Below are 18830 nucleotides of genomic sequence, written 5' to 3'. Positions count from 1 at the left end.
ACCTTACGCCGTCACGATGGCCATATCGGGACGGAAAAACTGCGCCTTGCCCTCATATTTTTGGCCTATCCCCTTGAGAACGGACCGAATTTCGGGTGTGGAACGATATTTTCGGCAGGTGATGCATCGTTTCGTATGACGAATCACCCGCCTATCTTGCGGCTCGGATAAAGGCCACGTCCTTTTTCAGTAACCCGTGCGGATGACAGCCGTGCCCAAGAGCAGGTCGTGGACCAGGCGGCTGCGTTCGATGAACAGGCCGGCAAGCAGGATCAGCGGCGTCAGCACCGAATTGAGAATCCAGAACAGCACGATATGGATGATCGCCGTCAGGAAATCGATCGGCTGGCCGTCGAGCCTGACCATGGCAAGGCCGACGGCACGCATGCCGGGCGATGCCTGCGCCCGTCCGCCCACAGTCAGGCCGAAATACAGGCCGGCAACGATGAAGAACAGCAGCGGATACAGATAGAAGCCGAGGCCGAGGGTAAAGACGCCGATGAAGAACACCAGCACTGCCGCCGGAATGCACAACAGCAAGACCAGCGCATAGTCGATGACAAAGGCAACCACACGACGGGACAGCACGCCGCTATAGGCGCGCCAGTCGTCCGGTGCTGCGGAAAGCGGGTTGGGGTTGATGCTCATCGTCGTGCTCCGTTGGTCCTTCACCCTATGTGGGGTGTGGTTCATCGAAAACAATGTCTGCTCATTCGGTGTCAGGCGCGCCTGGCCAATATTTTCGCCGCCTCGACGGCGAAGTAGCTGAGAATGCCGTCGCAGCCGGCGCGCTTGAAACAGAGCAGCGTTTCCATCATCACCCGCTCGCCGTCGATCCAGCCGTTCATGGCCGCCGCCTTGATCTGGGTGTATTCGCCGGAGACCTGATAGGCGTAGGTTGGTAACCCGTATGCCTCCTTGAGCCGCCAACAGATGTCGAGATAGGCGAGGCCCGGCTTGACCATCAGCATGTCGGCGCCTTCTTCCACGTCGAGGGCCGCATCGCGCATGGCTTCCGTGCCGTTGGCGGGGCTGATGTAGTAGCTGTTCTTGTCGCCCTTCAGCAGCCCGCCGGTACAGATCGCTTCGCGGTAGGGGCCGTAGAAGCCGGAGGAGAATTTCGTGGCATAAGACATGATGCCGACATTCTGGTGCCCGGCTGCATCCAGCCCGCGCCGGATCGCGCCGATGCGCCCATCCATCATCTCGGACGGCGAGATGATGTCGGCGCCGGCATCGGCCTGCATGATGGCAACACGCACCACCTGATCGACCGTTTCGTCGTTGACGATCTCGCCGCCGCGCAGGATGCCGTCGTGGCCGTGGCTGGTGAAGGGATCGAGCGCCGCATCAGTAATGACGCCGATGTTGGGAACCGCCTTCTTGATCGCCGCCGTCGCCTGGTTGATCAGGTTATCGGCAACCAGGCTGTGCGAACCGGTCTCGTCGCGCAGGTTCATCTCGATGTTCGGGAAGGTGGCAATGGCCGGAATGCCGAGATCGGCGGCTTCCTTCACGGCCTCGACGGCTTTGTCGATGCTCATGCGGTTGACGCCCGGCATGGCCGGGATCGGATCGACGATGCCGCTGCCGGGAACAAGGAAGATCGGCCAGATGAGATCGTCCACCGTCAGTCGGTTTTCCTGCACCATCCGCCGCGTCCAGTCCGCCTTGCGGTTGCGGCGCATGCGCCGATGGCCGGTAATCTCGTCGACCAGATGGGTCTTGTCTTGCATGATCGTCCTCATCTCCATTTCCAACCGGTGCGCCCGCGTACAACGCACCTTGTCCGTTGTATACAGGCGATCGCCGCGCAACCCAACATCCCGCTGGTGACAAATGGCCGCGGCGACGTATGCTGCGCGCCATGACCCGTGATTCCCAGACCGTGCCGCGCCGCACGCTGACACAGCTGCTTTTCGTGATCTTCCTCCGGCTGATCGCGCTCTCCTGCTTCTGGTTCGGTCTGCAGTACTGGGCGATGCTGGTCGGCTATTCGCTGGGCGGGCAGGGGCGTTTCGATCTTCTCAATCTTCCCTGGAAGGTCGCGGCGGCGGCGCTGGCGGTGATCTTCCCGGTCGCCGCTCTCGGTCTCTGGCTGACGGTGTCCTGGGGGCCGGTTATCTGGATGGCGGCAGCCGGCAGCCAGTTGCTGATGTTTCTGGTCTGGCCGGAGACCTTCGGCCGCAACATCATCGTGCCGATCCTGCACTGCATCGTCATCTTCCTTTATGCGACCTTCCGCATCGCGCTTTGGCTGCAGCGGCGGCAGGAGGAACAGCGCCTGGTAGGAGTTGATTTACCCTGAGACAGGGTCGTGAAATAGTAAGGCCCTGTTAAGGCTGCGTTTTAAGTAGAATTTTAGGCGTATTCGATAGGGTGTCTCTCAAGGCGGGAAAAACAAACACCGCCAAACAAAACAGTGAGGCAGTCCAATGAATACCAAAATGAAACCGCAAGTCGCGGCGCCCGTTGCCGATCCGCAGGAAGATGCAATCCGTTCCCTCTACATGGAATCGCTGCATCTCGTCGAACGCCTGCACCGCCGTCTTCTCGATGTCATCAAGGACGAATTCGACCGTCAGGGACGCGACGACGTCAATGCCGTTCAGGCGCTTCTCCTCTTCAACATCGGCAATTCCGAGCTCACGGCCGGCGAACTGCGCTCCCGTGGTTATTACCTCGGCTCCAACGTATCCTATAATGTGAAAAAACTCGTTGATCTCGGCTTCATCAACCATCAGCGCTCGCGCATCGACCGTCGTTCGGTCCGCATCAGCCTGACGGATGCCGGCCAGGAGATCGCCGAAACCGTCGCCAAGCTCTACGATCGCCACATCGGCTCGATCCAGAAGGTCGGCGGCATCGGCAACGACGAATTCACCCAGATGAACAAGCTGCTGCAGCGGCTGGACCGCTTCTGGAACGATACGATCATGTATCGCCTCTAAGTCGGAACGACCTGAGTTATACCGAAAACCGGGGGCGGAAACGCCTCCGGTTTTACCGTGTCTGCGGACACGCCGGCGTGATGAAAGCCCCGGTGACACGAATTGGCCATATTGATATGTGAGCCGCTTCAATGGAATACGGCGCCATCTATGCGCCGGGAATCACCACATGGAAACGGTCGATCTGTAGCGGCGGCGAGCCGGTGGCCGTTTGTTAACCATAGCAATGATAAGGCATGAATATTATTGCCTTTGCGAGGACGATGGTAGGGATGATGTCGAAAAAAACCGAACTTGCAGCTTTTTCACGCCGGGCTTTTCTCCGTTCGGCGGCAACGGCTGGCGCCGCGGCGCTTGCGGCCCCGGTGTTCGCGCAGTCGGCTGTCGATGATCTGATCAATGCGCCGCGGCGCGGCAACTGGGACGACCAGTTCGATGCCAAGGCATCGCGCTCGGCAACGGCCATCGTCTCCAACAACCCGATCCTCGGCACCGGCGCCGTGCCGAATGCCCAGCAGGCGATCTACGACTATCAGGCGATTGTTTCCAATGGCGGCTGGCCGCAGGTCAATGCCGGCGGCGCAAAGCTCCAACTCGGCGTTTCGGATGCCGGCGTCCAGTCGTTGCGCCAGCGCCTGATGGTTTCCGGGGACCTGTCGCGTACGGCCGGCGTTTCGAATGCGTTCGATTCCTACGTCGATGGTGCAGTGAAGCGTTTCCAGGCGCGCCACGGCCTGCCGGCAGACGGTGTCATCGGTGAATACACGCTGAAGGCTCTCAACGTGCCGGCGACGACACGCCTGGCACAGCTCAATACCAACCTGATCCGTCTTCAGACCATGTCGGGCGACCTCGGCCGCCGCTACGTGATGGTCAATATTCCGGCCGCTTATATCGAAGCCGTTCAGGATAGCCGCGTGGCGCTTCGCCACACCGCCGTTGTCGGCCGCGCCAGCCGCCCGACACACATCCTCAATTCGAAGATCTACGAGGTCATCCTCAACCCGTACTGGACCGCGCCGCGCTCGATCGTCGAAAAGGACATCGTGCCGCTGATGCGCAAGGATCCGACCTATCTGACACGCAACAACATCCGCCTGTTCGACGGGCAAGGCACCGAAGTGGCGCCGGAAAGCGTCGACTGGAACGCCGCCAAGGCGCCGAACCTGATGTTCCGCCAGGATCCGGGCAAGATCAACGCCATGGCGTCGACCAAGATCAATTTCCACAATCCCAACAACGAATATATGCACGATACGCCGCAGCAGGGCCTGTTCAACAAGCTGATGCGTTTCGAATCCTCCGGCTGCGTCCGCGTGCAGAACGTTCGCGACCTGATCAGCTGGATCCTGCAGGAGACGCCCGGCTGGCCGCGCCAGCAGATCGAGAAGGTGATCAACGCCCGCGTCAACACGCCGATCAAGCTGGCCGAAGAACTGCCGGTCTATTTCGTCTATATTTCGGCCTGGTCGGCGAGCGACCGTGTCGTGCAGTTCCGCGACGACATCTACGGCATGGACGGTGCCGAGGAACTGGCGCTGCAGACCACTGCCGGCATGGAGCAGCCGGCCGGTTCCTTCTCGCCGGATGAAGACGTACTGCCGCAATAAGCAGCGCTTTCTGAATAAACCTGAGGCCGGGCCGGTTTTCCGCCCGGCCTTTTGCGTTTCTATGCTCTTCACCGTAGTTTGCGCAGCAAATGTCGCTAGTCGTATTGCTCTCGGTGCGGCATCCCGCTAAGACCCAAGCGCGCCATTCCAGTTCAGGGAGCCATCCGAAAATGACGAACACCGAAGCCTTCTTCACCCGTCCGCTTGCCGAATCCGATCCGGATATTTTCGGTGCGATCGAGAAGGAACTCGGCCGCCAGCGCCACGAGATCGAGCTTATCGCCTCGGAAAACATCGTGTCGCGCGCCGTGCTCGAAGCGCAGGGTTCGATCATGACGAACAAGTATGCCGAGGGTTATCCGGGCAAGCGTTATTACGGCGGTTGCCAGTTCGTCGATATCGCCGAAGAACTTGCCATCGAGCGTGCCAAGAAGCTGTTCGGCGTCAACTTCGCCAACGTCCAGCCGAATTCCGGTTCGCAGATGAACCAGGCCGTATTCCTGGCGCTGCTTCAGCCGGGCGATACCTTCATGGGCCTCGACCTGAACTCGGGCGGTCACCTGACGCATGGTTCGCCGGTCAACATGTCCGGCAAGTGGTTCAACGTCGTTTCCTACGGCGTACGCGAAGGCGACAATCTGCTCGACATGGACGAAGTTGCCCGCAAGGCGGAAGAACACAAGCCGAAGCTGATCATCGCCGGCGGCACCGCCTATTCGCGTATCTGGGACTGGAAGCGGTTCCGCGAGATCGCCGACAGCGTCGGCGCCTACCTGATGGTCGACATGGCCCACATTGCCGGTCTTGTCGCCGGTGACCAGCATCCGTCGCCGTTCCCGCATTGCCACGTCGCAACGACCACGACCCACAAGTCGCTGCGTGGCCCGCGCGGCGGCATGATCCTCACCAACGACGAGGATCTGGCGAAGAAGTTCAATTCCGCCGTCTTCCCCGGCCTGCAGGGCGGCCCGCTGATGCACGTCATCGCTGCCAAGGCGGTCGCGCTCGGTGAAGCGCTGCAGCCGTCCTTCAAGGATTATGCTGCGCAGATCGTCAAGAACGCCAAGGCGCTCTCCGAAACGCTGGTCGCCGGCGGCGTCGATGTCGTTTCGGGCGGCACCGACAACCACCTGATGCTGGTCGACCTGCGCAAGAAGAACGCTACCGGCAAGCGCGCCGAGGCAGCACTTGGCCGCGCCTACATCACCTGCAACAAGAACGGCATTCCCTTCGATCCGGAAAAGCCCTTCGTCACCTCCGGTGTCCGTCTCGGCACGCCGGCCGGCACGACGCGCGGTTTCAAGGAAGCCGAGTTCAAGGAAATCGGCAACCTGATCATCGAAGTGCTCGATGGCCTGAAGGTCGCCAATTCCGACGAGGGCAATGCGGCCGTTGAAGCTGGCGTACGTGAAAAGGTCGTCAAGCTGACCGACCGTTTCCCGATGTACGGCTATATGGGCTGATCCCATGCGTTGCCCCTACTGCGGTTCGGAAGATACCCAGGTCAAGGATAGCCGCCCGGCGGAGGATGGAACGTCCATCCGCCGCCGGCGCATCTGTCCGGATTGCGGCGGGCGGTTCACCACCTTCGAACGGGTGCAGCTGCGCGAGCTGACGGTGGTCAAGAAGACCGGCCGCAAGCAGCCGTTCGATCGCAACAAACTGGTGCGGTCTTTCCAGATCGCGCTGCGCAAGCGGCCTGTCGATGCCGACCGTATCGAACGGGCCGTCTCCGGCATCGCCCGGCGGCTGGAAAGCTCCGGCGAAACGGACATCACCTCCGAAGAAATCGGCCTGCAGGTGCTGGAAGCGCTGAAGAGCCTCGATGACGTTGCCTTCGTGCGTTACGCCTCGGTCTACCGCGATTTTTCGCATGCCGAGGATTTTGAGAAGGTGATCAACGAGATCAACGCCAAGATTGGCCGCGATTCCGGCTCGGACGCGTAAGCTCATGGTGGACGAGGCGGACGACCGGCGGTTCATGGCGGCAGCCATCCGCCTGTCGCGCTGGAACACCGGCAAGACCTCCACCAATCCCTCCGTCGGCTGCCTTGTCGTCAAGGACGGCGTGATCGTTGGTCGTGGCGTGACCGCTATCGGCGGTCGCCCGCACGCAGAACCGCAGGCGCTTGCCGAAGCCGGGGAACAGGCGAGGGGAGCAACGGCCTATGTCACGCTCGAACCCTGTTCGCACCACGGCAAGACGCCGCCCTGCGCCGAGGCGCTGATCGCCTCCGGCGTCGCCCGTGTCGTCATTGCCGTCACCGATCCGGATGAACGTGTCTCCGGCCGCGGCGTCGAGATGTTGCGAGCCGCAGGCATTGTCGTCGATGCCGGTGTGCTGGAGGCCGAAAGCCGGTCGGCGCTTGCCGCTTATCTGACACGTCAGACGAAGAAGCGGCCCTATGTGATTCTCAAGCTTGCTGTTTCTGCCGATGGCAAGATCGGTCACCTCGGCTCGGGCCAGGTGGCGATCACCGGGCCGATTTCGCGGGCGCAGGTTCACGCCTTGAGGGCGGAAGCCGATGCCATCCTCGTCGGTTCTGGTACGGCGATTGCCGACGATCCGGAACTGACCTGCCGGCTGCCCGGCCTCGAACAGCGCTCGCCGCTCCGGATCGTCTTCGACCGGCGGCTGGAACTGCCGGTCACGAGCAAGCTCGTCCGCACTGCCGGTCATGTGCCGGTGATCGCCGTCGCCGGTGAACCGCCTTCGCTCGACGACGATCCCGACCAGGCTTTCCAGGCGCGACGGGACGCGCTGGTTGCCGCCGGTGTCGAAGTGTTGCAATGCAGCCCCGAACGGATCGACCAACTGTTGCCGGCGCTTGCCACGCGTGGCATTTCTTCGCTGATGGTCGAAGGCGGAGCACGGGTCGCCCGCGCTTTCCTCGATGCGGACCTGGTCGATCGCATCCTGCTCTACCAAGGGCCGGGTGAAATCGGCGCCGCCGGTATTGAATCGCCGCTGTCGGCCACCGATATGCCAACGGGTTTTGTTCACACCCGCACCTTCCTTTATGGCGGCGACCGCTGCGACGAATACGAAAGAGAATTTTGATGTTTACCGGAATTGTCACCGATATCGGCACGATCGACAGCGTTTCGCAGCTGAAGGAAGGCATCAAGCTGCGGGTGGCGACACATTACGATCCGGCCACCATCGACATGGGGGCCTCGATTTCCCATTCCGGCATCTGCCTCACCGTGACCGGCCTGCCGGCGGATGGCGACAACGGCCGCTGGTTCGAGGTGGAAGCCTGGGAAGAGGCGCTGCGTCTGACCACCGTCGGCACATGGAAGGTGGGCAGCCACATCAATCTCGAGCGTTCGCTGAAGATCGGCGACGAACTCGGCGGCCATATCGTTTCCGGCCATATCGACGGCAAGGCGGAAATCCTTTCCGTCACGGCCGAAGGCGATGCGACGCGTTATCGCCTCCGGGCGCCGGAGCAACTGGCGCGGTTCGTGGCGCCGAAGGGCTCGGTGGCGCTCGATGGTACGTCGCTGACGGTGAATGCCGTGGATGGCACGGATTTCGACGTGCTTTTGATCCGACACACGCTGGAAGTTACCACCTGGGGCGAGCGTAAGGCCGGCGATTTCGTCAATTTCGAGGTCGACACCATGGCCCGGTATGCGGCGCGGCTGGCGGAATTCCCGGTCAGCCGCGGCTGAGCCGGCAACGTCACCTTCGTCAAACGGCTGATCCGCTGCGTTCCATCAAAATGGTTTCTCCGTGGTAGTCGGTACGGGTCGTCTCTCGAAAACCCATCTTGCCGGCGACCCGGATCGAAGCCGTGTTTTCCGGGCTGATGATGCAGGTCATGCGCTTTTCCGGAAAATTCTCCTCGCCCCACGCCAGCAGGGCTTTCAGCAATTCCGTGGCATAGCCCCTGCCGTGACAGTCGGGCATCAGCGCCCAGCCGGTCTCCAGCGTTCCCTCAATGGACGGCGTCATTTCGCGGTGCAGATCATGGAAGCCGGCTTCGCCGATGAAGCGGCCGGTCGCCTTTTCCTCGATGGCGAAGAAGCCGAAACCCATGTGGTGCCACATGCCGGCGATGCGCATCAGCCGCGCCCAGACCTGTTCGCGGCTCATCGGCGAGCCGGTGATGTAACGAACGACATCGGCATCGCTCCAGAGCGCCCGGTAGGCCTCGAAATCGTCGAGCCGATGGCCGCGCAGCAGCAGGCGTTCGGTTTCCAGCATGGGAATCGTCGTCATCGATTGTGTCCTGCCCGCTGCATCAATCGATCTTTTCGCCGTGCCAGTAATCCACCTCGTCCTGTTCCCGGCCGATATGGTGGAAGCGGGGATAGCCGTCGCTTCCCATGGTCTTCGTCAGGAATTTTCCGGAGTCTGGATAGGTGACGATATCGGTCTTCACCATGGTCGAGATGGAAAAATATTTGAGCGGGACGTCACCGGTATTGATGATGTGATGCGCGGTCTCCGGGCCGCCGGCCGGTGCCCCGAGCACATCTCCGGCCCGGATCGGGTGACGCTCGGCGCCAAAACGATATTCGCCGGTGCCTTCCAGCACGATGAACATCTCGTCTTCGACATAGTGGTTGTGAAACGGGCACCCCATCTTTCCCGGCGGCAATTCGCTGTAACCGATGCCGAGATTGGTCAACCCCAGCTGCTTTCCGAAAGAAGCATCTGCGCTTTCGTACCGCTGCCCGCGAACCCAGTGCTTCAGGTCGAGATCGGCGATGTTGACGATCGGTTTCTTGCTCATAGGCGCGTGATTCCCCTTTTGTTGTCCTGAAAAACTAGCATGACGGCAAGCTTTCCGTCTGCCGATACAACGCCGGAAATCGGGGTCCTGCAGCGAAAATGCTTGCAAAGCGCTATGCTCCGTGGTTTGACCCGCCTATGTCGGGCGCATCGCGCCCCCCGCACAATCAGGTGACGCATGTCCAGCTCAAACCCCCATCTTCTGATCGTCGAAGCCCGTTTTTATGGTGACATGGCCGACGCCCTGCTCGAAGGCGCGAAATTCGCGCTGGACGAAGCCGGTGCGACCTATGACATCGTCACGGTTCCCGGCGCCCTCGAAATTCCGCCGGCAATCGCCATGGCGCTCGACGCTGCCGATGACGGCGGCACGATTTACGACGGTTTCATCGCTCTCGGCATGATTATCCGTGGCGAGACCTATCATTTCGACATCGTCGCCAACGAGTCGGCCCGCGCCCTGATGGACCTTGCCGTCAGCGAATCCCTGGCGATCGGCAACGGCATCCAGACCGTCGAGAATGCCGACCAGGCCTGGGCGCGCGTGCGCCGTTCGGAAAAGGACAATGGCGGTTTTGCCGCACGCGCGGCGCTGACCATGGTCGCTCTCCGGCAGAAATTCGGTGGCGAGCAATGAGCAAGCAGGAACCCGGACAACCCGTAAAGACCGCCAATCAGCGCGGCGCAGCCCGCCTTGCGGCTGTGCAGGCGCTTTACCAGATGGACATCGGCGGTGCCGGCGTCCTCGAGGTGGTGGCGGAATATGAAGTCCATCGCCTCGGCCAGGAAGTGGACGGCGAGACCTATCTGAAGGCCGATGCCGGCTGGTTCCGTTCGATCGTTGCCGGTGTCGTGCGCGACCAGACGAAGCTCGATCCGCTGATCGGCTCGGCGCTGCAGGACGACTGGGCATTGTCGCGCATGGACAGCACCGTGCGCGCCATCCTGCGCGCCGGCGTCTTCGAAATCATCGAGCGCAAGGACGTTCCCGTCGCGGTGATCGTCACCGAATATGTCGAGATTGCCCAGGCATTCTTCTCCGAAGACGAGCCCAAGCTCGTCAATGCCGTCCTCGACCGTATCGCCAAGCAGATACGCGGCGACCAGAAGAAGAAGGACTGAGGGCGGTCTCACGCCCTCGCTTCCCATCTCAAGCCGAGGCTTGTGGACGGTGAAAGATCGCCGCCCGCATCCACTGTGACGTGAAGCGGGGGAGGAAACGCCGCCATGACGATCGAGACCGAGGCAGCCGCAGATCCCCAGCGGCAGCTATCTTCCGCCAAACGCAACGTTTTCATCCTCACCGCCGCCCAGGCGGTGCTCGGCGGTGCGCCGCCGGTGAGCTTTGCCGTCGGCGGCCTGGTGGGCTACCAGCTGCTCGGCGAGGACAAGTCACTCGCCACCGCTCCCTTGACCGGCTTCAACATCGGCGTCGCCGCCGGTGCCGTGCTCATTGCGCTTCTGTCGCAGCGGATCGGCCGGAAGATGAGCTTCATGCTGGGCTCCGTCGTCGGCGCGTTCGGCAGCGCGATGGCGGCCATCTCCTTGTTTCGCTCGGATTTCTGGATGTTTGCCGTCAGCCTGGCGCTGATCGGCATCTCGGCCGGGTTTGCCCAAAAGATCCGCTTTGCCGCTGCCGATGCCTCGCCGGGTTTCTACAAGCCGCGGGCGATCTCGTGGATCCTTGCCGGCGGCATCGTCTCTGCCGTGCTGGGGCCGCAGCTGGCGATCTGGGCCAAGGATATCTTCAGCCCGGTGACCTTTGCCGGCTCGTTCATGGCATTGATCCCGCTTTGCCTCGTCGCCCTGTGCATCTTTGCCTTCCTGAAACTGCCAGACCAGAAAGCGTCCGCCGCTGCCTCGACGGTGCCGACGCGGCCGCTGTCCGAAATCGTCATGACGCAACGTTTCGCCACGGGCATGGTCTGCGGCATCTCCACCTATGCGCTGATGACCTTCATGATGACCGGCGCGCCGCTCGCCATGGTCATCGGTTGCGGTTTTTCCTCCGATCTCGCCACGCTCGGCATCCAGTGGCACGTGCTGGCCATGTATGCGCCGAGCTTCTTCACTGGCATGCTTATTTCGCGCTTCGGCAGCGAAAAGGTCGTGGCGGCCGGCCTGGTGATTCTCATGGGCTGCGCCATCGTCGCCCATGCCGGCATCGAACTCTGGAATTTCTGGGGGGCGTTGATCCTGCTTGGCATCGGCTGGAATTTCGGCTTCATCGGTTCGACGGCCATCGTCGCATCGAGCTACCGCCCCGAGGAAGCCGACAAGGTGCAGGGCTTCCACGACATCATCCTGTTTGGCACGGTGGCGCTGTCATCCTTCGCATCCGGCAAGGTTTTCTCGGCCTTTGGGTGGTCGGTGATGAACCTCGTCATCTGGCCGGTGACGATTTTCTGCCTGCTGCTGGTTGCCCTGCTTCTGCGGTCACGCTCCCGCGCAAGCCGCTGATTTCCTGCCGCGACATGTCATAGTTTAATGCCATGTCTCCGGCCTTCCTTTCCTTATGCACAGCGTAAAAAGCCGGGGCTTGACGCCACGACATCCTGCACGCAATCTCGCCTCCACGTGGGGACCGGCCATGAAAGAGGAGCGTGGGGTCTGCCTGCGAGGCTGCCGGGAGGGAGTGAGCCCGGCATATTGGGAGAGGATAAAGCGAAATGACCATTTTATTTGGCGTTATCGCATGCGGTTTGCTTTCGGTGGTTTATGCCATCTGGGCGACCCAGTCGGTGCTTGCCGCCGACCAGGGGAACAGCCGCATGCAAGAGATTGCCGGCTACATACGCGAAGGGGCTCAGGCCTATCTTACACGCCAGTATAAGACGATTGCGATTGTTGGTATCGTTGTATTCATAGCGACATGGCTTTTGCTTTCGGGCGAAGCCGCCATTGGTTTCCTGATCGGTGCCATTCTTTCCGGTGCCGCAGGCTTTATTGGCATGCACGTGTCCGTGCGCGCCAACGTGCGCACTGCCCAGGCCGCCTCGCACAGCCTTTCCGCGGGCCTCGACATCGCCTTCAAGTCCGGCGCCATCACCGGCCTTCTGGTCGCGGGCTTGGCACTTCTCGGCGTCTCGATCTACTTCTACATCCTGACCGGCCTGCTCGGTCATGCCAGCGGCTCGCGCGAAGTCATCGACGCGCTGGTCGCCCTCGGCTTCGGCGCTTCGCTGATCTCGATCTTCGCCCGTCTCGGCGGCGGCATCTTCACCAAGGGTGCTGACGTCGGCGGCGACCTCGTCGGCAAGGTCGAAGCCGGCATTCCCGAGGACGACCCGCGCAACCCGGCCACCATTGCCGATAACGTCGGCGACAACGTGGGCGATTGCGCCGGCATGGCCGCCGACCTGTTCGAAACCTATGCGGTTTCGGTGGTCGCCACCATGGTGCTCGCCGCCATCTTCTTCGCCGGCGCGCCGGTGCTCGATTCGGCGATGATCTATCCGCTCGTCATTTGCGGCGCCTGCATCATCACCTCGATCGTCGGCACTTTCTTCGTCAAGCTCGGCTCCAACGGCTCGATCATGGGCGCGCTCTACAAGGGCCTGATCGTCACAGGCGTGCTGTCTATCGCCGGACTTGCGGTCGCGACTCAGCTCAGCATCGGCTGGGGTTCGATCGGCACCGTTGCCGGCAAGGACATCACCGGCACCAATCTGTTCATCTGCGGCCTTGTCGGCCTGGTGGTGACGGCGTTGATCGTGGTGATCACTGAATATTACACCGGCACCAACAAGCGCCCGGTGAATTCCATCGCCCAGGCATCGGTGACCGGTCACGGCACCAACGTCATCCAGGGCCTGGCCGTGTCGCTGGAATCGACGGCGCTGCCGGCGATTGTCATCGTTGGCGGCATCATCGCCACCTATCAGCTCGGTGGCCTGTTCGGCACCGGCATCGCCGTTACCGCCATGCTCGGCATCGCCGGCATGATCGTGGCGCTCGACGCCTTCGGCCCGGTCACCGACAATGCCGGCGGTATCGCCGAAATGTCGCATCTGCCGCCGGAAGTGCGCAAATCCACCGATGCGCTCGACGCCGTCGGCAACACCACCAAGGCCGTCACCAAGGGTTATGCGATCGGTTCCGCCGGTCTCGGCGCCCTCGTGCTCTTTGCTGCTTATGCCAACGACCTGCAGTATTTCGCATCGAACGGCGACAAGTATCCGTACTTCGCCGATGTCGGTACGATTTCCTTCGACTTGTCGAACCCGTATGTCGTCGCCGGTCTGCTGTTCGGCGGTCTGGTGCCTTACCTCTTCGGCGGTATCGCCATGACGGCCGTTGGCCGTGCGGCGAGTTCCATCGTCGAGGAAGTACGCCGCCAGTTCCGCGAAAAGCCCGGCATCATGCAGGGAACCGAGAAGCCGGATTACGGCAAGGCCGTCGACCTGCTTACCAAGGCGGCGATCAAGGAAATGATCATTCCGTCGCTCTTGCCGGTGCTGGCGCCGATCATCGTCTATTTCGGCGTGCTGGTCATCTCCGGCTCCAAGGCCTCGGCCTTCGCGGCGCTGGGTGCCTCGCTGCTCGGCGTCATTATCAACGGCCTGTTCGTGGCGATCTCGATGACCTCGGGCGGTGGTGCCTGGGACAACGCAAAGAAGAGCTTCGAGGATGGCTTCGTCGACAAGGACGGCGTTCGCCACCTGAAGGGTTCCGAGGCGCATAAGGCTTCGGTGACCGGCGATACCGTCGGCGATCCTTACAAGGATACGGCGGGTCCCGCCGTCAACCCGGCGATCAAGATCACCAACATCGTGGCGTTGCTGCTTCTCGCCGTCCTGGCCTGATACACAGCGTTTGTTGACAAAGAAAAACCCCGCGGGATTGTCCATCCCGCGGGGTTTTTGATGTCAATGCCTGCCGTTACTGCTGCGGCTGGCCGCCGATCATGCCCTTCGCCAGGTTCGCGGCGCTGCCGCCCGAAAGCAACTGCTGCAGGAAGGTGAGGTCCTTGCCGCCCGTTGGCGTCGTGCGCGAGATCGTGTCGAAGACCTTGCCGTCCTGGAGCGTATAGTTGGAACGCTGCGTCACCACGCCGTCCTTGTCGAAATAGATGGCGAGCACGCTCTGATCCACCAGCTTCGGCTTCATGAAGGCGACCGGACGGGTGCGCTTCTGCGAGATGTAATAGAAAACCTCGCCATCGAAGGTCGCCGTCGTCGAGGGCGAACCCAGCGACAGGAGCACCTGCTCCCGGCTTGCGCCGACCGGGGCGAGTGCCAGGGACTGTTCATCGACGATGTAGCCGTTGTTCAGCACTTCGCCCGTCGAGGCGCATCCGGTCAATGTCCCGGTTGCGAGCATCAGGGCGAGGGCGGCACTGCTGACAAATTTGATCTCAGACTTGAAATACCGTGTCCTCAACGACATCTTCCCCACTTAACCACACATACGCCCCATTTGGCTCTAGACCTGCTGCACACTCATTGTGGCCTTTCAAGGACGGTGACGTCCGGCTGGCATGAATGTGACGACAGGTCTTGGCGAACCGCCGGAAGAGCTTCCCGACGGCAGGGAACCCTGCACAAACGGCATTGCAATTCGTGCCTGCTTCGGTAAACCAGCTTTGGCAATCATGCAACAAGCCGGAGCGCCGAACCGGTTATCGCGTGGATCTATTCTGGGATTTTTGATGATTTTCGGTCTTTTTCGCAAAAGAAATCACAATCGCTCGATCGTCGATCGGCAGTATGCAACACTGACCTCCGTCGCGCGCGAGCCGGTCTTCTATCTCGATTTCGACGTGCCCGACACTGTCATGGGCCGTTTCGAGATGCTGTCGCTGGTGCTGATCCTCTATTTCCGCCGCACACGGGCATCCGAGACCAGCGGTCAGGAGATCGCCCAGGAAATCGTTGACGCCTTCTTCCAGGATATCGACTATTCGATCCGTGAACTGGGCATCGGCGATACCAGCGTGCCCAAGCGCATGAAGAAGCTCGCCGGCATGTTTTACGGTCGGCTGGAATCCTATGCCGCGGCGCTGGATTCCGGTGATGCTGCAGCACTGGCCGCGGCCCTGTCGCGCAACGTGTATCCTCAGGCCGGCGAGGCGGCTTCTCCCATGGTGCGGCTGGCCGGCTGGGCGCTCGAAGCCGAAGCGGCACTCGCCACGGTGCCGGAAAACGACATTGCCACCGGCTCCGCTCTCTTTCCCATCCCCGCCGTGGAGCAACGCTCATGAAAAAGCCTGTGAAGGACGAGGTTCCGTTCTCCTATGACGTCAAGGTGGGCCATATCTCCGCCAATCCCGTCACCGTCAATCTGGAGGCGGATGCCGCAGAGCGCGTCGGCCTCGCAAGGCTTTGGAATGTCGTGTCCGTCGAGGCGCTGACGGCGGAACTGCAGATCGGCAAATGGAAGAAAGACGGCGTGCGGATCAGGGGCCGCGTCCATGCGCGCCTGACCCAGTCCTGCGTCGTCACGCTCGATCCCGTCGAGTCGGCAATCGATGAGCCGGTCGATCAGATCTTCGTGCCGGAAGGCTCGAAGCTGGCGCGCATCGTTACCGACGAGCGCGGCGAGATGGTGCTCGATCCCGATGGTCCCGACATGCCGGAAATGTTCACCGGCGACACAATCGATGCCGGCGCCGTCGTCACGGAATTTGCCGCGATGGCGATCGATCCCTATCCCCGAAAGCCTGGAATAGCCTTCTCCGGACATATCGAAGACAGCGCCGAAAAAGACGTTCGGCCCAACCCGTTTGCCGCGCTCAAGGACTGGAAAAAGGGCGAATAGGCGTTGAGCTTTTGACATAATAGAGTTGTAAGCAGCCGCAAAACAGGTAATTTGGCCGAACTTTTGCCACTCGGCGAAACGGAAGGATCAGGAACGCGTGATCAAAATTTCTCTTGACGTCATGGGTGGCGACTTCGGTCCTGATGTCGTCATCCCCGGTGCCGCCAAGGCGCTGGACCGGCATCCTGATGTCAATTTCATTCTGTTCGGTATCGAATCGCAGTGCCTGCCTATCCTGGCCAAATACCCCAAGCTCAAGGAAAAATCGGTCTTCCATCACTGTGAAGTCGCTGTTGCGATGGATGAGAAGCCGAGCCAGGCCCTGCGCCGCGGCCGCTACCACTCGTCGATGTGGCGGGCGATCGAGGCGGTGAAGACGGGCGAGGCCGATGTCGCCGTGTCCGCCGGCAATACCGGCGCGTTGATGGCGATGGCGAAGTTCTGCTTGCGCACCATGGCCAATATCGAAAGGCCGGCCATCGCCGGCATCTGGCCGACACTGAAGGGCGAAAGCGTTGTGCTCGACATCGGCGCCACGATCGGCGCCGATTCGCAGCAGCTTCTCGATTTCGCCCTGATGGGCGGCGCCATGGCGCGGGCATTGTTCGAAATCGAACGTCCGACGGTCGGCCTGCTCAATGTCGGTGTCGAGGAGGTCAAGGGCCTCGAAGAGGTCAAGGAAGCGGCGCGCATGCTGCGCGAGTCCAACCTCGGTACCATCGAATATTACGGTTTCGTCGAAGGCGACGATCTCGGCAAGGGCACGGTTGACGTCGTCGTCACAGAAGGTTTTACCGGCAACATCGCGCTCAAGGCCGCCGAAGGCACGGCGCGGCAGATCGCCGAACTGTTGCGCAACGCCATGTCGCGGACGCTCCTGTCGCGTATCGGCTACCTGCTTGCCCGCAGCGCTTTCGACCGGCTACGTGAAAAGCTCGATCCGCGCAAGGTCAATGGCGGCGTCTTCCTGGGTTTGAACGGCATCGTCATCAAGAGCCATGGCGGCACGGATGCCGAAGGATTTGCGGCGGCCGTGGATGTGGGCTACGACATGGTGCGCAACGGGCTCACCGAAAAAATACAAAACGATTTGAAAAAATACCATGCAAGGCGCTTGCCCCCTGCCGGGCCGGAAGCAGCATGAATGGCGGGGTAAGACAAGAATGATCCGTTCAGTGGTTCGCGGTTTCGGGGCAGCGCTTCCGAAGCGGGTGGTCACCAATCGCGATATGGAGGGCATGGTCGAGACATCGGATGAATGGATCGTCCAGCGCACCGGCATCCGCCAGCGTTACATCGCCGGCGAAGGCGAGACGACCGCTTCTCTCGGTGAACAGGCCGCGCGCGCCGCGCTCGACAATGCCGGGCTGACGCCTGCCGATATCGACATGATCATCGTCGCCACCTCGACACCGGACAACACCTTTCCGGCAACCGCGGTCAACATCCAGAACCGCCTCGGCATGCATCACGGCTTCGCCTTCGACGTGCAGGCCGTCTGTACCGGCTTCGTTTATGCCGTGACCACGGCGGACGCCTATCTGCGCGGCGGCCTGGCGAAACGTGTTCTCGTCATCGGTGCCGAAACCTTTTCGCGCATTCTCGACTGGACTGACCGCACCACCTGCGTGCTGTTCGGCGACGGTGCCGGCGCGCTTGTGCTGGAAGCAGCCGAAGGCGAGGGCGTCATTGCCGATCGCGGCGTGCTGACCTCGCACCTGCGGTCCGATGGCGCGCACCGCGACAAGCTGTTCGTCGACGGTGGTCCTTCCACCACAGGCACAGTCGGCCACCTGCGCATGGAAGGCCGAGAGGTCTTCAAACATGCCGTCGGCATGATCACCGATGTGATCGACGCCGCCTTCCAGGCGACCGGCACTGGGCCGGACGATCTCGACTGGCTGGTGCCGCACCAGGCGAATCGCCGGATCATCGACGGTTCGGCAAAGAAGCTCGGTATTCCGCTGGAGAAGGTCGTCGTCACCGTCGATCAGCATGGCAACACCTCGGCGGCGTCCATTCCGCTGGCCTTGGCCGTGGCTGCCGGCGACGGACGCATCAAGAAGGGCGACCTGGTGATGCTGGAGGCCATGGGCGGCGGCTTTACCTGGGGTGCCGTGCTGTTGCGCTGGTAGTGGTGAGTCGAAAAAATCACCACCTAACAAGAGCTTGACCGCTCGGGCCAAGGGCAATACTCTCTGCCGGCTTTCAAATTCATTTGAGATAATGGGCGGGAACTCATGGCGGGGAAGACAGTGACGCGTGCGGATCTGGCGGAATCGGTTTTCCGGAAAGTCGGGCTTTCGCGAACGGAATCGGCAGAACTCGTCGAGACCGTCATCGATGAGATTTGCAACGCCATCGTGCGGGGTGAAACCGTCAAGCTCTCCTCTTTCGCCACGTTCCAGGTTCGTGACAAGAACGAGCGTATCGGCCGCAATCCGAAGACCGGCGAGGAAGTTCCGATTTCGCCGCGCCGGGTGATGACCTTCAAGGCGTCCAACGTCCTGAAGCAGCGCGTTCTCAAGGCGCACAACATCCGCAAGACCAAGCAGAAGCCGGCCAATCCCGCGACCTGAGAGTCGTGTGACCGGCGAAAGCCGTAGACAAGGCGCTGCGGGACTTGAATTTGTCTCTATAAGCCGTTGAAATATGGATGATTCGAGTTTTGGGCTCGATCCATGCCCGTTGATGCGGGCAAGGCTATGCGGTCTTCCGAGCGAAGGACCGCTCTATTTGGCCTTGTCGTATCCTGCCTGGATCGTT

21 protein-coding genes are annotated in these 18830 nt (G+C 61.4%); 16 read left to right on the top strand and 5 right to left on the bottom strand.

Annotation, left to right across the window (positions count from 1 at the left end):
• Positions 1 to 186: 186 nt before the first annotated feature.
• Both ACSQ3I_RS19560 and hemB read right to left on the bottom strand, forming a co-directional pair.
• Positions 187 to 648: an RDD family protein gene (locus tag ACSQ3I_RS19560; RefSeq protein WP_436001662.1), complete on the bottom strand. Its 462-nt coding sequence runs from the start codon at positions 646 to 648 to the stop codon at positions 187 to 189.
• Between the two features lie 71 nt (positions 649 to 719).
• Entirely contained in the window at positions 720 to 1736 is a 1017-nt protein-coding gene (hemB, locus tag ACSQ3I_RS19555) for a porphobilinogen synthase (RefSeq protein ID WP_436001782.1), read from the bottom strand.
• Between the two features lie 131 nt (positions 1737 to 1867).
• Between hemB and ACSQ3I_RS19550 the strand changes: the two genes are divergently transcribed.
• The 7 genes from ACSQ3I_RS19550 to ACSQ3I_RS19520 all read left to right on the top strand — a co-directional run bounded on the left by ACSQ3I_RS19550 (position 1868) and on the right by ACSQ3I_RS19520 (position 8239).
• Positions 1868 to 2308, top strand: coding sequence for a DUF6163 family protein (locus tag ACSQ3I_RS19550; protein ID WP_436001661.1), 441 nt, complete (start codon positions 1868 to 1870; stop codon positions 2306 to 2308).
• Between the two features lie 127 nt (positions 2309 to 2435).
• Positions 2436 to 2951 (top strand): transcriptional regulator LdtR, encoded by a 516-nt coding sequence (gene ldtR, locus ACSQ3I_RS19545; RefSeq protein ID WP_109456869.1) that lies wholly within the window; start codon positions 2436 to 2438, stop codon positions 2949 to 2951.
• 275 nt (positions 2952 to 3226) lie between these two features.
• Positions 3227 to 4561 carry a L,D-transpeptidase family protein gene (locus ACSQ3I_RS19540; RefSeq protein WP_436001781.1) on the top strand — a complete coding sequence of 445 codons (1335 nt, stop codon included), beginning with the start codon at positions 3227 to 3229 and terminating at the stop codon, positions 4559 to 4561.
• Positions 4562 to 4731: 170 nt separating this feature from the next.
• Positions 4732 to 6024, top strand: a complete 1293-nt coding sequence (gene glyA, locus ACSQ3I_RS19535) for a serine hydroxymethyltransferase (protein WP_436001660.1) — start codon at positions 4732 to 4734, stop codon at positions 6022 to 6024.
• A gap of 4 nt (positions 6025 to 6028) precedes the next feature.
• Entirely contained in the window at positions 6029 to 6508 is a 480-nt protein-coding gene (gene nrdR / locus ACSQ3I_RS19530) for a transcriptional regulator NrdR (protein WP_436001659.1), read from the top strand.
• Positions 6509 to 6512: 4 nt separating this feature from the next.
• A complete protein-coding gene (ribD, locus tag ACSQ3I_RS19525; protein ID WP_436001658.1) occupies positions 6513 to 7622 on the top strand; it encodes a bifunctional diaminohydroxyphosphoribosylaminopyrimidine deaminase/5-amino-6-(5-phosphoribosylamino)uracil reductase RibD in 1110 nt (369 codons plus the stop codon).
• Positions 7622 to 8239 (top strand): riboflavin synthase, encoded by a 618-nt coding sequence (locus ACSQ3I_RS19520; protein WP_436001657.1) that lies wholly within the window; start codon positions 7622 to 7624, stop codon positions 8237 to 8239. The genes ribD and ACSQ3I_RS19520 overlap by 1 nt, the downstream gene beginning before the upstream one ends.
• Positions 8240 to 8258: 19 nt before the next feature.
• Here ACSQ3I_RS19520 and ACSQ3I_RS19515 read toward each other — a convergent pair whose 3' ends face one another.
• Both ACSQ3I_RS19515 and ACSQ3I_RS19510 read right to left on the bottom strand, forming a co-directional pair.
• A complete protein-coding gene (locus tag ACSQ3I_RS19515) occupies positions 8259 to 8789 on the bottom strand; it encodes a GNAT family N-acetyltransferase (protein WP_436001656.1) in 531 nt (176 codons plus the stop codon).
• Positions 8790 to 8811: 22 nt separating this feature from the next.
• On the bottom strand, positions 8812 to 9306 hold the full coding sequence (locus ACSQ3I_RS19510; protein WP_436001655.1) for a cupin domain-containing protein: 495 nt from the start codon (positions 9304 to 9306) through the stop codon (positions 8812 to 8814).
• Positions 9307 to 9483: 177 nt separating this feature from the next.
• Between ACSQ3I_RS19510 and ribH the strand changes: the two genes are divergently transcribed.
• The 4 genes from ribH (at position 9484) to ACSQ3I_RS19490 (ending at position 14110) form a co-directional block, all read left to right on the top strand.
• Positions 9484 to 9942 (top strand): 6,7-dimethyl-8-ribityllumazine synthase, encoded by a 459-nt coding sequence (gene ribH / locus ACSQ3I_RS19505; protein WP_109456875.1) that lies wholly within the window; start codon positions 9484 to 9486, stop codon positions 9940 to 9942.
• Entirely contained in the window at positions 9939 to 10427 is a 489-nt protein-coding gene (gene nusB, locus ACSQ3I_RS19500) for a transcription antitermination factor NusB (RefSeq protein WP_436001654.1), read from the top strand. Before ribH ends, nusB begins: the two co-directional genes overlap by 4 nt.
• A gap of 105 nt (positions 10428 to 10532) precedes the next feature.
• Positions 10533 to 11765 carry an MFS transporter gene (locus ACSQ3I_RS19495; RefSeq protein WP_436001653.1) on the top strand — a complete coding sequence of 411 codons (1233 nt, stop codon included), beginning with the start codon at positions 10533 to 10535 and terminating at the stop codon, positions 11763 to 11765.
• A gap of 209 nt (positions 11766 to 11974) precedes the next feature.
• Entirely contained in the window at positions 11975 to 14110 is a 2136-nt protein-coding gene (locus ACSQ3I_RS19490) for a sodium-translocating pyrophosphatase (RefSeq protein WP_436001652.1), read from the top strand.
• 76 nt (positions 14111 to 14186) lie between these two features.
• Here the strand turns inward: ACSQ3I_RS19490 and ACSQ3I_RS19485 are convergent, their stop codons facing one another.
• The gene (locus tag ACSQ3I_RS19485; protein WP_109462161.1) at positions 14187 to 14693 is read right to left on the bottom strand and encodes an outer membrane protein assembly factor BamE; all 507 of its coding nucleotides are present in this window, start codon (positions 14691 to 14693) and stop codon (positions 14187 to 14189) included.
• Between the two features lie 205 nt (positions 14694 to 14898).
• On the opposite strand from ACSQ3I_RS19485, the gene ACSQ3I_RS19480 reads away from it, so the two are divergent.
• From ACSQ3I_RS19480 to ACSQ3I_RS19460, 5 genes are all read left to right on the top strand, one after another.
• Positions 14899 to 15507, top strand: a complete 609-nt coding sequence (locus ACSQ3I_RS19480) for a ubiquinol-cytochrome C chaperone family protein (RefSeq protein ID WP_436001651.1) — start codon at positions 14899 to 14901, stop codon at positions 15505 to 15507.
• A complete protein-coding gene (locus ACSQ3I_RS19475) occupies positions 15504 to 16064 on the top strand; it encodes a YceD family protein (protein ID WP_436001650.1) in 561 nt (186 codons plus the stop codon). Before ACSQ3I_RS19480 ends, ACSQ3I_RS19475 begins: the two co-directional genes overlap by 4 nt.
• A 97-nt stretch (positions 16065 to 16161) precedes the next feature.
• The gene (gene plsX, locus ACSQ3I_RS19470) at positions 16162 to 17208 is read left to right on the top strand and encodes a phosphate acyltransferase PlsX (RefSeq protein ID WP_436001649.1); all 1047 of its coding nucleotides are present in this window, start codon (positions 16162 to 16164) and stop codon (positions 17206 to 17208) included.
• A gap of 19 nt (positions 17209 to 17227) precedes the next feature.
• On the top strand, positions 17228 to 18199 hold the full coding sequence (locus tag ACSQ3I_RS19465; RefSeq protein ID WP_436001648.1) for a beta-ketoacyl-ACP synthase III: 972 nt from the start codon (positions 17228 to 17230) through the stop codon (positions 18197 to 18199).
• A 105-nt stretch (positions 18200 to 18304) separates the two neighbouring features.
• Positions 18305 to 18643: an integration host factor subunit alpha gene (locus ACSQ3I_RS19460; RefSeq protein WP_436001647.1), complete on the top strand. Its 339-nt coding sequence runs from the start codon at positions 18305 to 18307 to the stop codon at positions 18641 to 18643.
• Positions 18644 to 18830: the final 187 nt, after the last annotated feature.

The sequence above is a fragment of the Rhizobium sp. LjRoot30 genome (assembly GCF_964253915.1).
Taxonomy (GTDB): domain Bacteria; phylum Pseudomonadota; class Alphaproteobacteria; order Rhizobiales; family Rhizobiaceae; genus Metarhizobium.
Note: the sequence above shows the minus strand (reverse complement) of the source record. Positions and strands in the feature narration are given on the sequence as shown.

What these genes read in the sequence shown, in the direction of transcription:
- glyA (WP_436001660.1), top strand. Translation starts at nt 4,732, where the DNA reads ATGACGAACACCGAAGCCTTCTTCACCCGTCCGCTTGCCGAATCCGAT.
- ACSQ3I_RS19495 (WP_436001653.1), top strand. Translation starts at nt 10,533, where the DNA reads ATGACGATCGAGACCGAGGCAGCCGCAGATCCCCAGCGGCAGCTATCT.
- hemB (WP_436001782.1), bottom strand. Translation starts at nt 1,736, where the DNA reads ATGCAAGACAAGACCCATCTGGTCGACGAGATTACCGGCCATCGGCGC.
- ACSQ3I_RS19550 (WP_436001661.1), top strand. Translation starts at nt 1,868, where the DNA reads ATGACCCGTGATTCCCAGACCGTGCCGCGCCGCACGCTGACACAGCTG.
- ACSQ3I_RS19560 (WP_436001662.1), bottom strand. Translation starts at nt 648, where the DNA reads ATGAGCATCAACCCCAACCCGCTTTCCGCAGCACCGGACGACTGGCGC.
- ACSQ3I_RS19480 (WP_436001651.1), top strand. Translation starts at nt 14,899, where the DNA reads ATGCAACAAGCCGGAGCGCCGAACCGGTTATCGCGTGGATCTATTCTG.
- nrdR (WP_436001659.1), top strand. Translation starts at nt 6,029, where the DNA reads ATGCGTTGCCCCTACTGCGGTTCGGAAGATACCCAGGTCAAGGATAGC.
- ACSQ3I_RS19520 (WP_436001657.1), top strand. Translation starts at nt 7,622, where the DNA reads ATGTTTACCGGAATTGTCACCGATATCGGCACGATCGACAGCGTTTCG.
- ACSQ3I_RS19490 (WP_436001652.1), top strand. Translation starts at nt 11,975, where the DNA reads ATGACCATTTTATTTGGCGTTATCGCATGCGGTTTGCTTTCGGTGGTT.
- ACSQ3I_RS19515 (WP_436001656.1), bottom strand. Translation starts at nt 8,789, where the DNA reads ATGACGACGATTCCCATGCTGGAAACCGAACGCCTGCTGCTGCGCGGC.
- ACSQ3I_RS19485 (WP_109462161.1), bottom strand. Translation starts at nt 14,693, where the DNA reads ATGTCGTTGAGGACACGGTATTTCAAGTCTGAGATCAAATTTGTCAGC.
- ACSQ3I_RS19540 (WP_436001781.1), top strand. Translation starts at nt 3,227, where the DNA reads ATGTCGAAAAAAACCGAACTTGCAGCTTTTTCACGCCGGGCTTTTCTC.
- ACSQ3I_RS19465 (WP_436001648.1), top strand. Translation starts at nt 17,228, where the DNA reads ATGATCCGTTCAGTGGTTCGCGGTTTCGGGGCAGCGCTTCCGAAGCGG.
- ACSQ3I_RS19475 (WP_436001650.1), top strand. Translation starts at nt 15,504, where the DNA reads ATGAAAAAGCCTGTGAAGGACGAGGTTCCGTTCTCCTATGACGTCAAG.
- nusB (WP_436001654.1), top strand. Translation starts at nt 9,939, where the DNA reads ATGAGCAAGCAGGAACCCGGACAACCCGTAAAGACCGCCAATCAGCGC.
- ribD (WP_436001658.1), top strand. Translation starts at nt 6,513, where the DNA reads ATGGTGGACGAGGCGGACGACCGGCGGTTCATGGCGGCAGCCATCCGC.
- ACSQ3I_RS19510 (WP_436001655.1), bottom strand. Translation starts at nt 9,306, where the DNA reads ATGAGCAAGAAACCGATCGTCAACATCGCCGATCTCGACCTGAAGCAC.
- ldtR (WP_109456869.1), top strand. Translation starts at nt 2,436, where the DNA reads ATGAATACCAAAATGAAACCGCAAGTCGCGGCGCCCGTTGCCGATCCG.
- ACSQ3I_RS19460 (WP_436001647.1), top strand. Translation starts at nt 18,305, where the DNA reads ATGGCGGGGAAGACAGTGACGCGTGCGGATCTGGCGGAATCGGTTTTC.
- ribH (WP_109456875.1), top strand. Translation starts at nt 9,484, where the DNA reads ATGTCCAGCTCAAACCCCCATCTTCTGATCGTCGAAGCCCGTTTTTAT.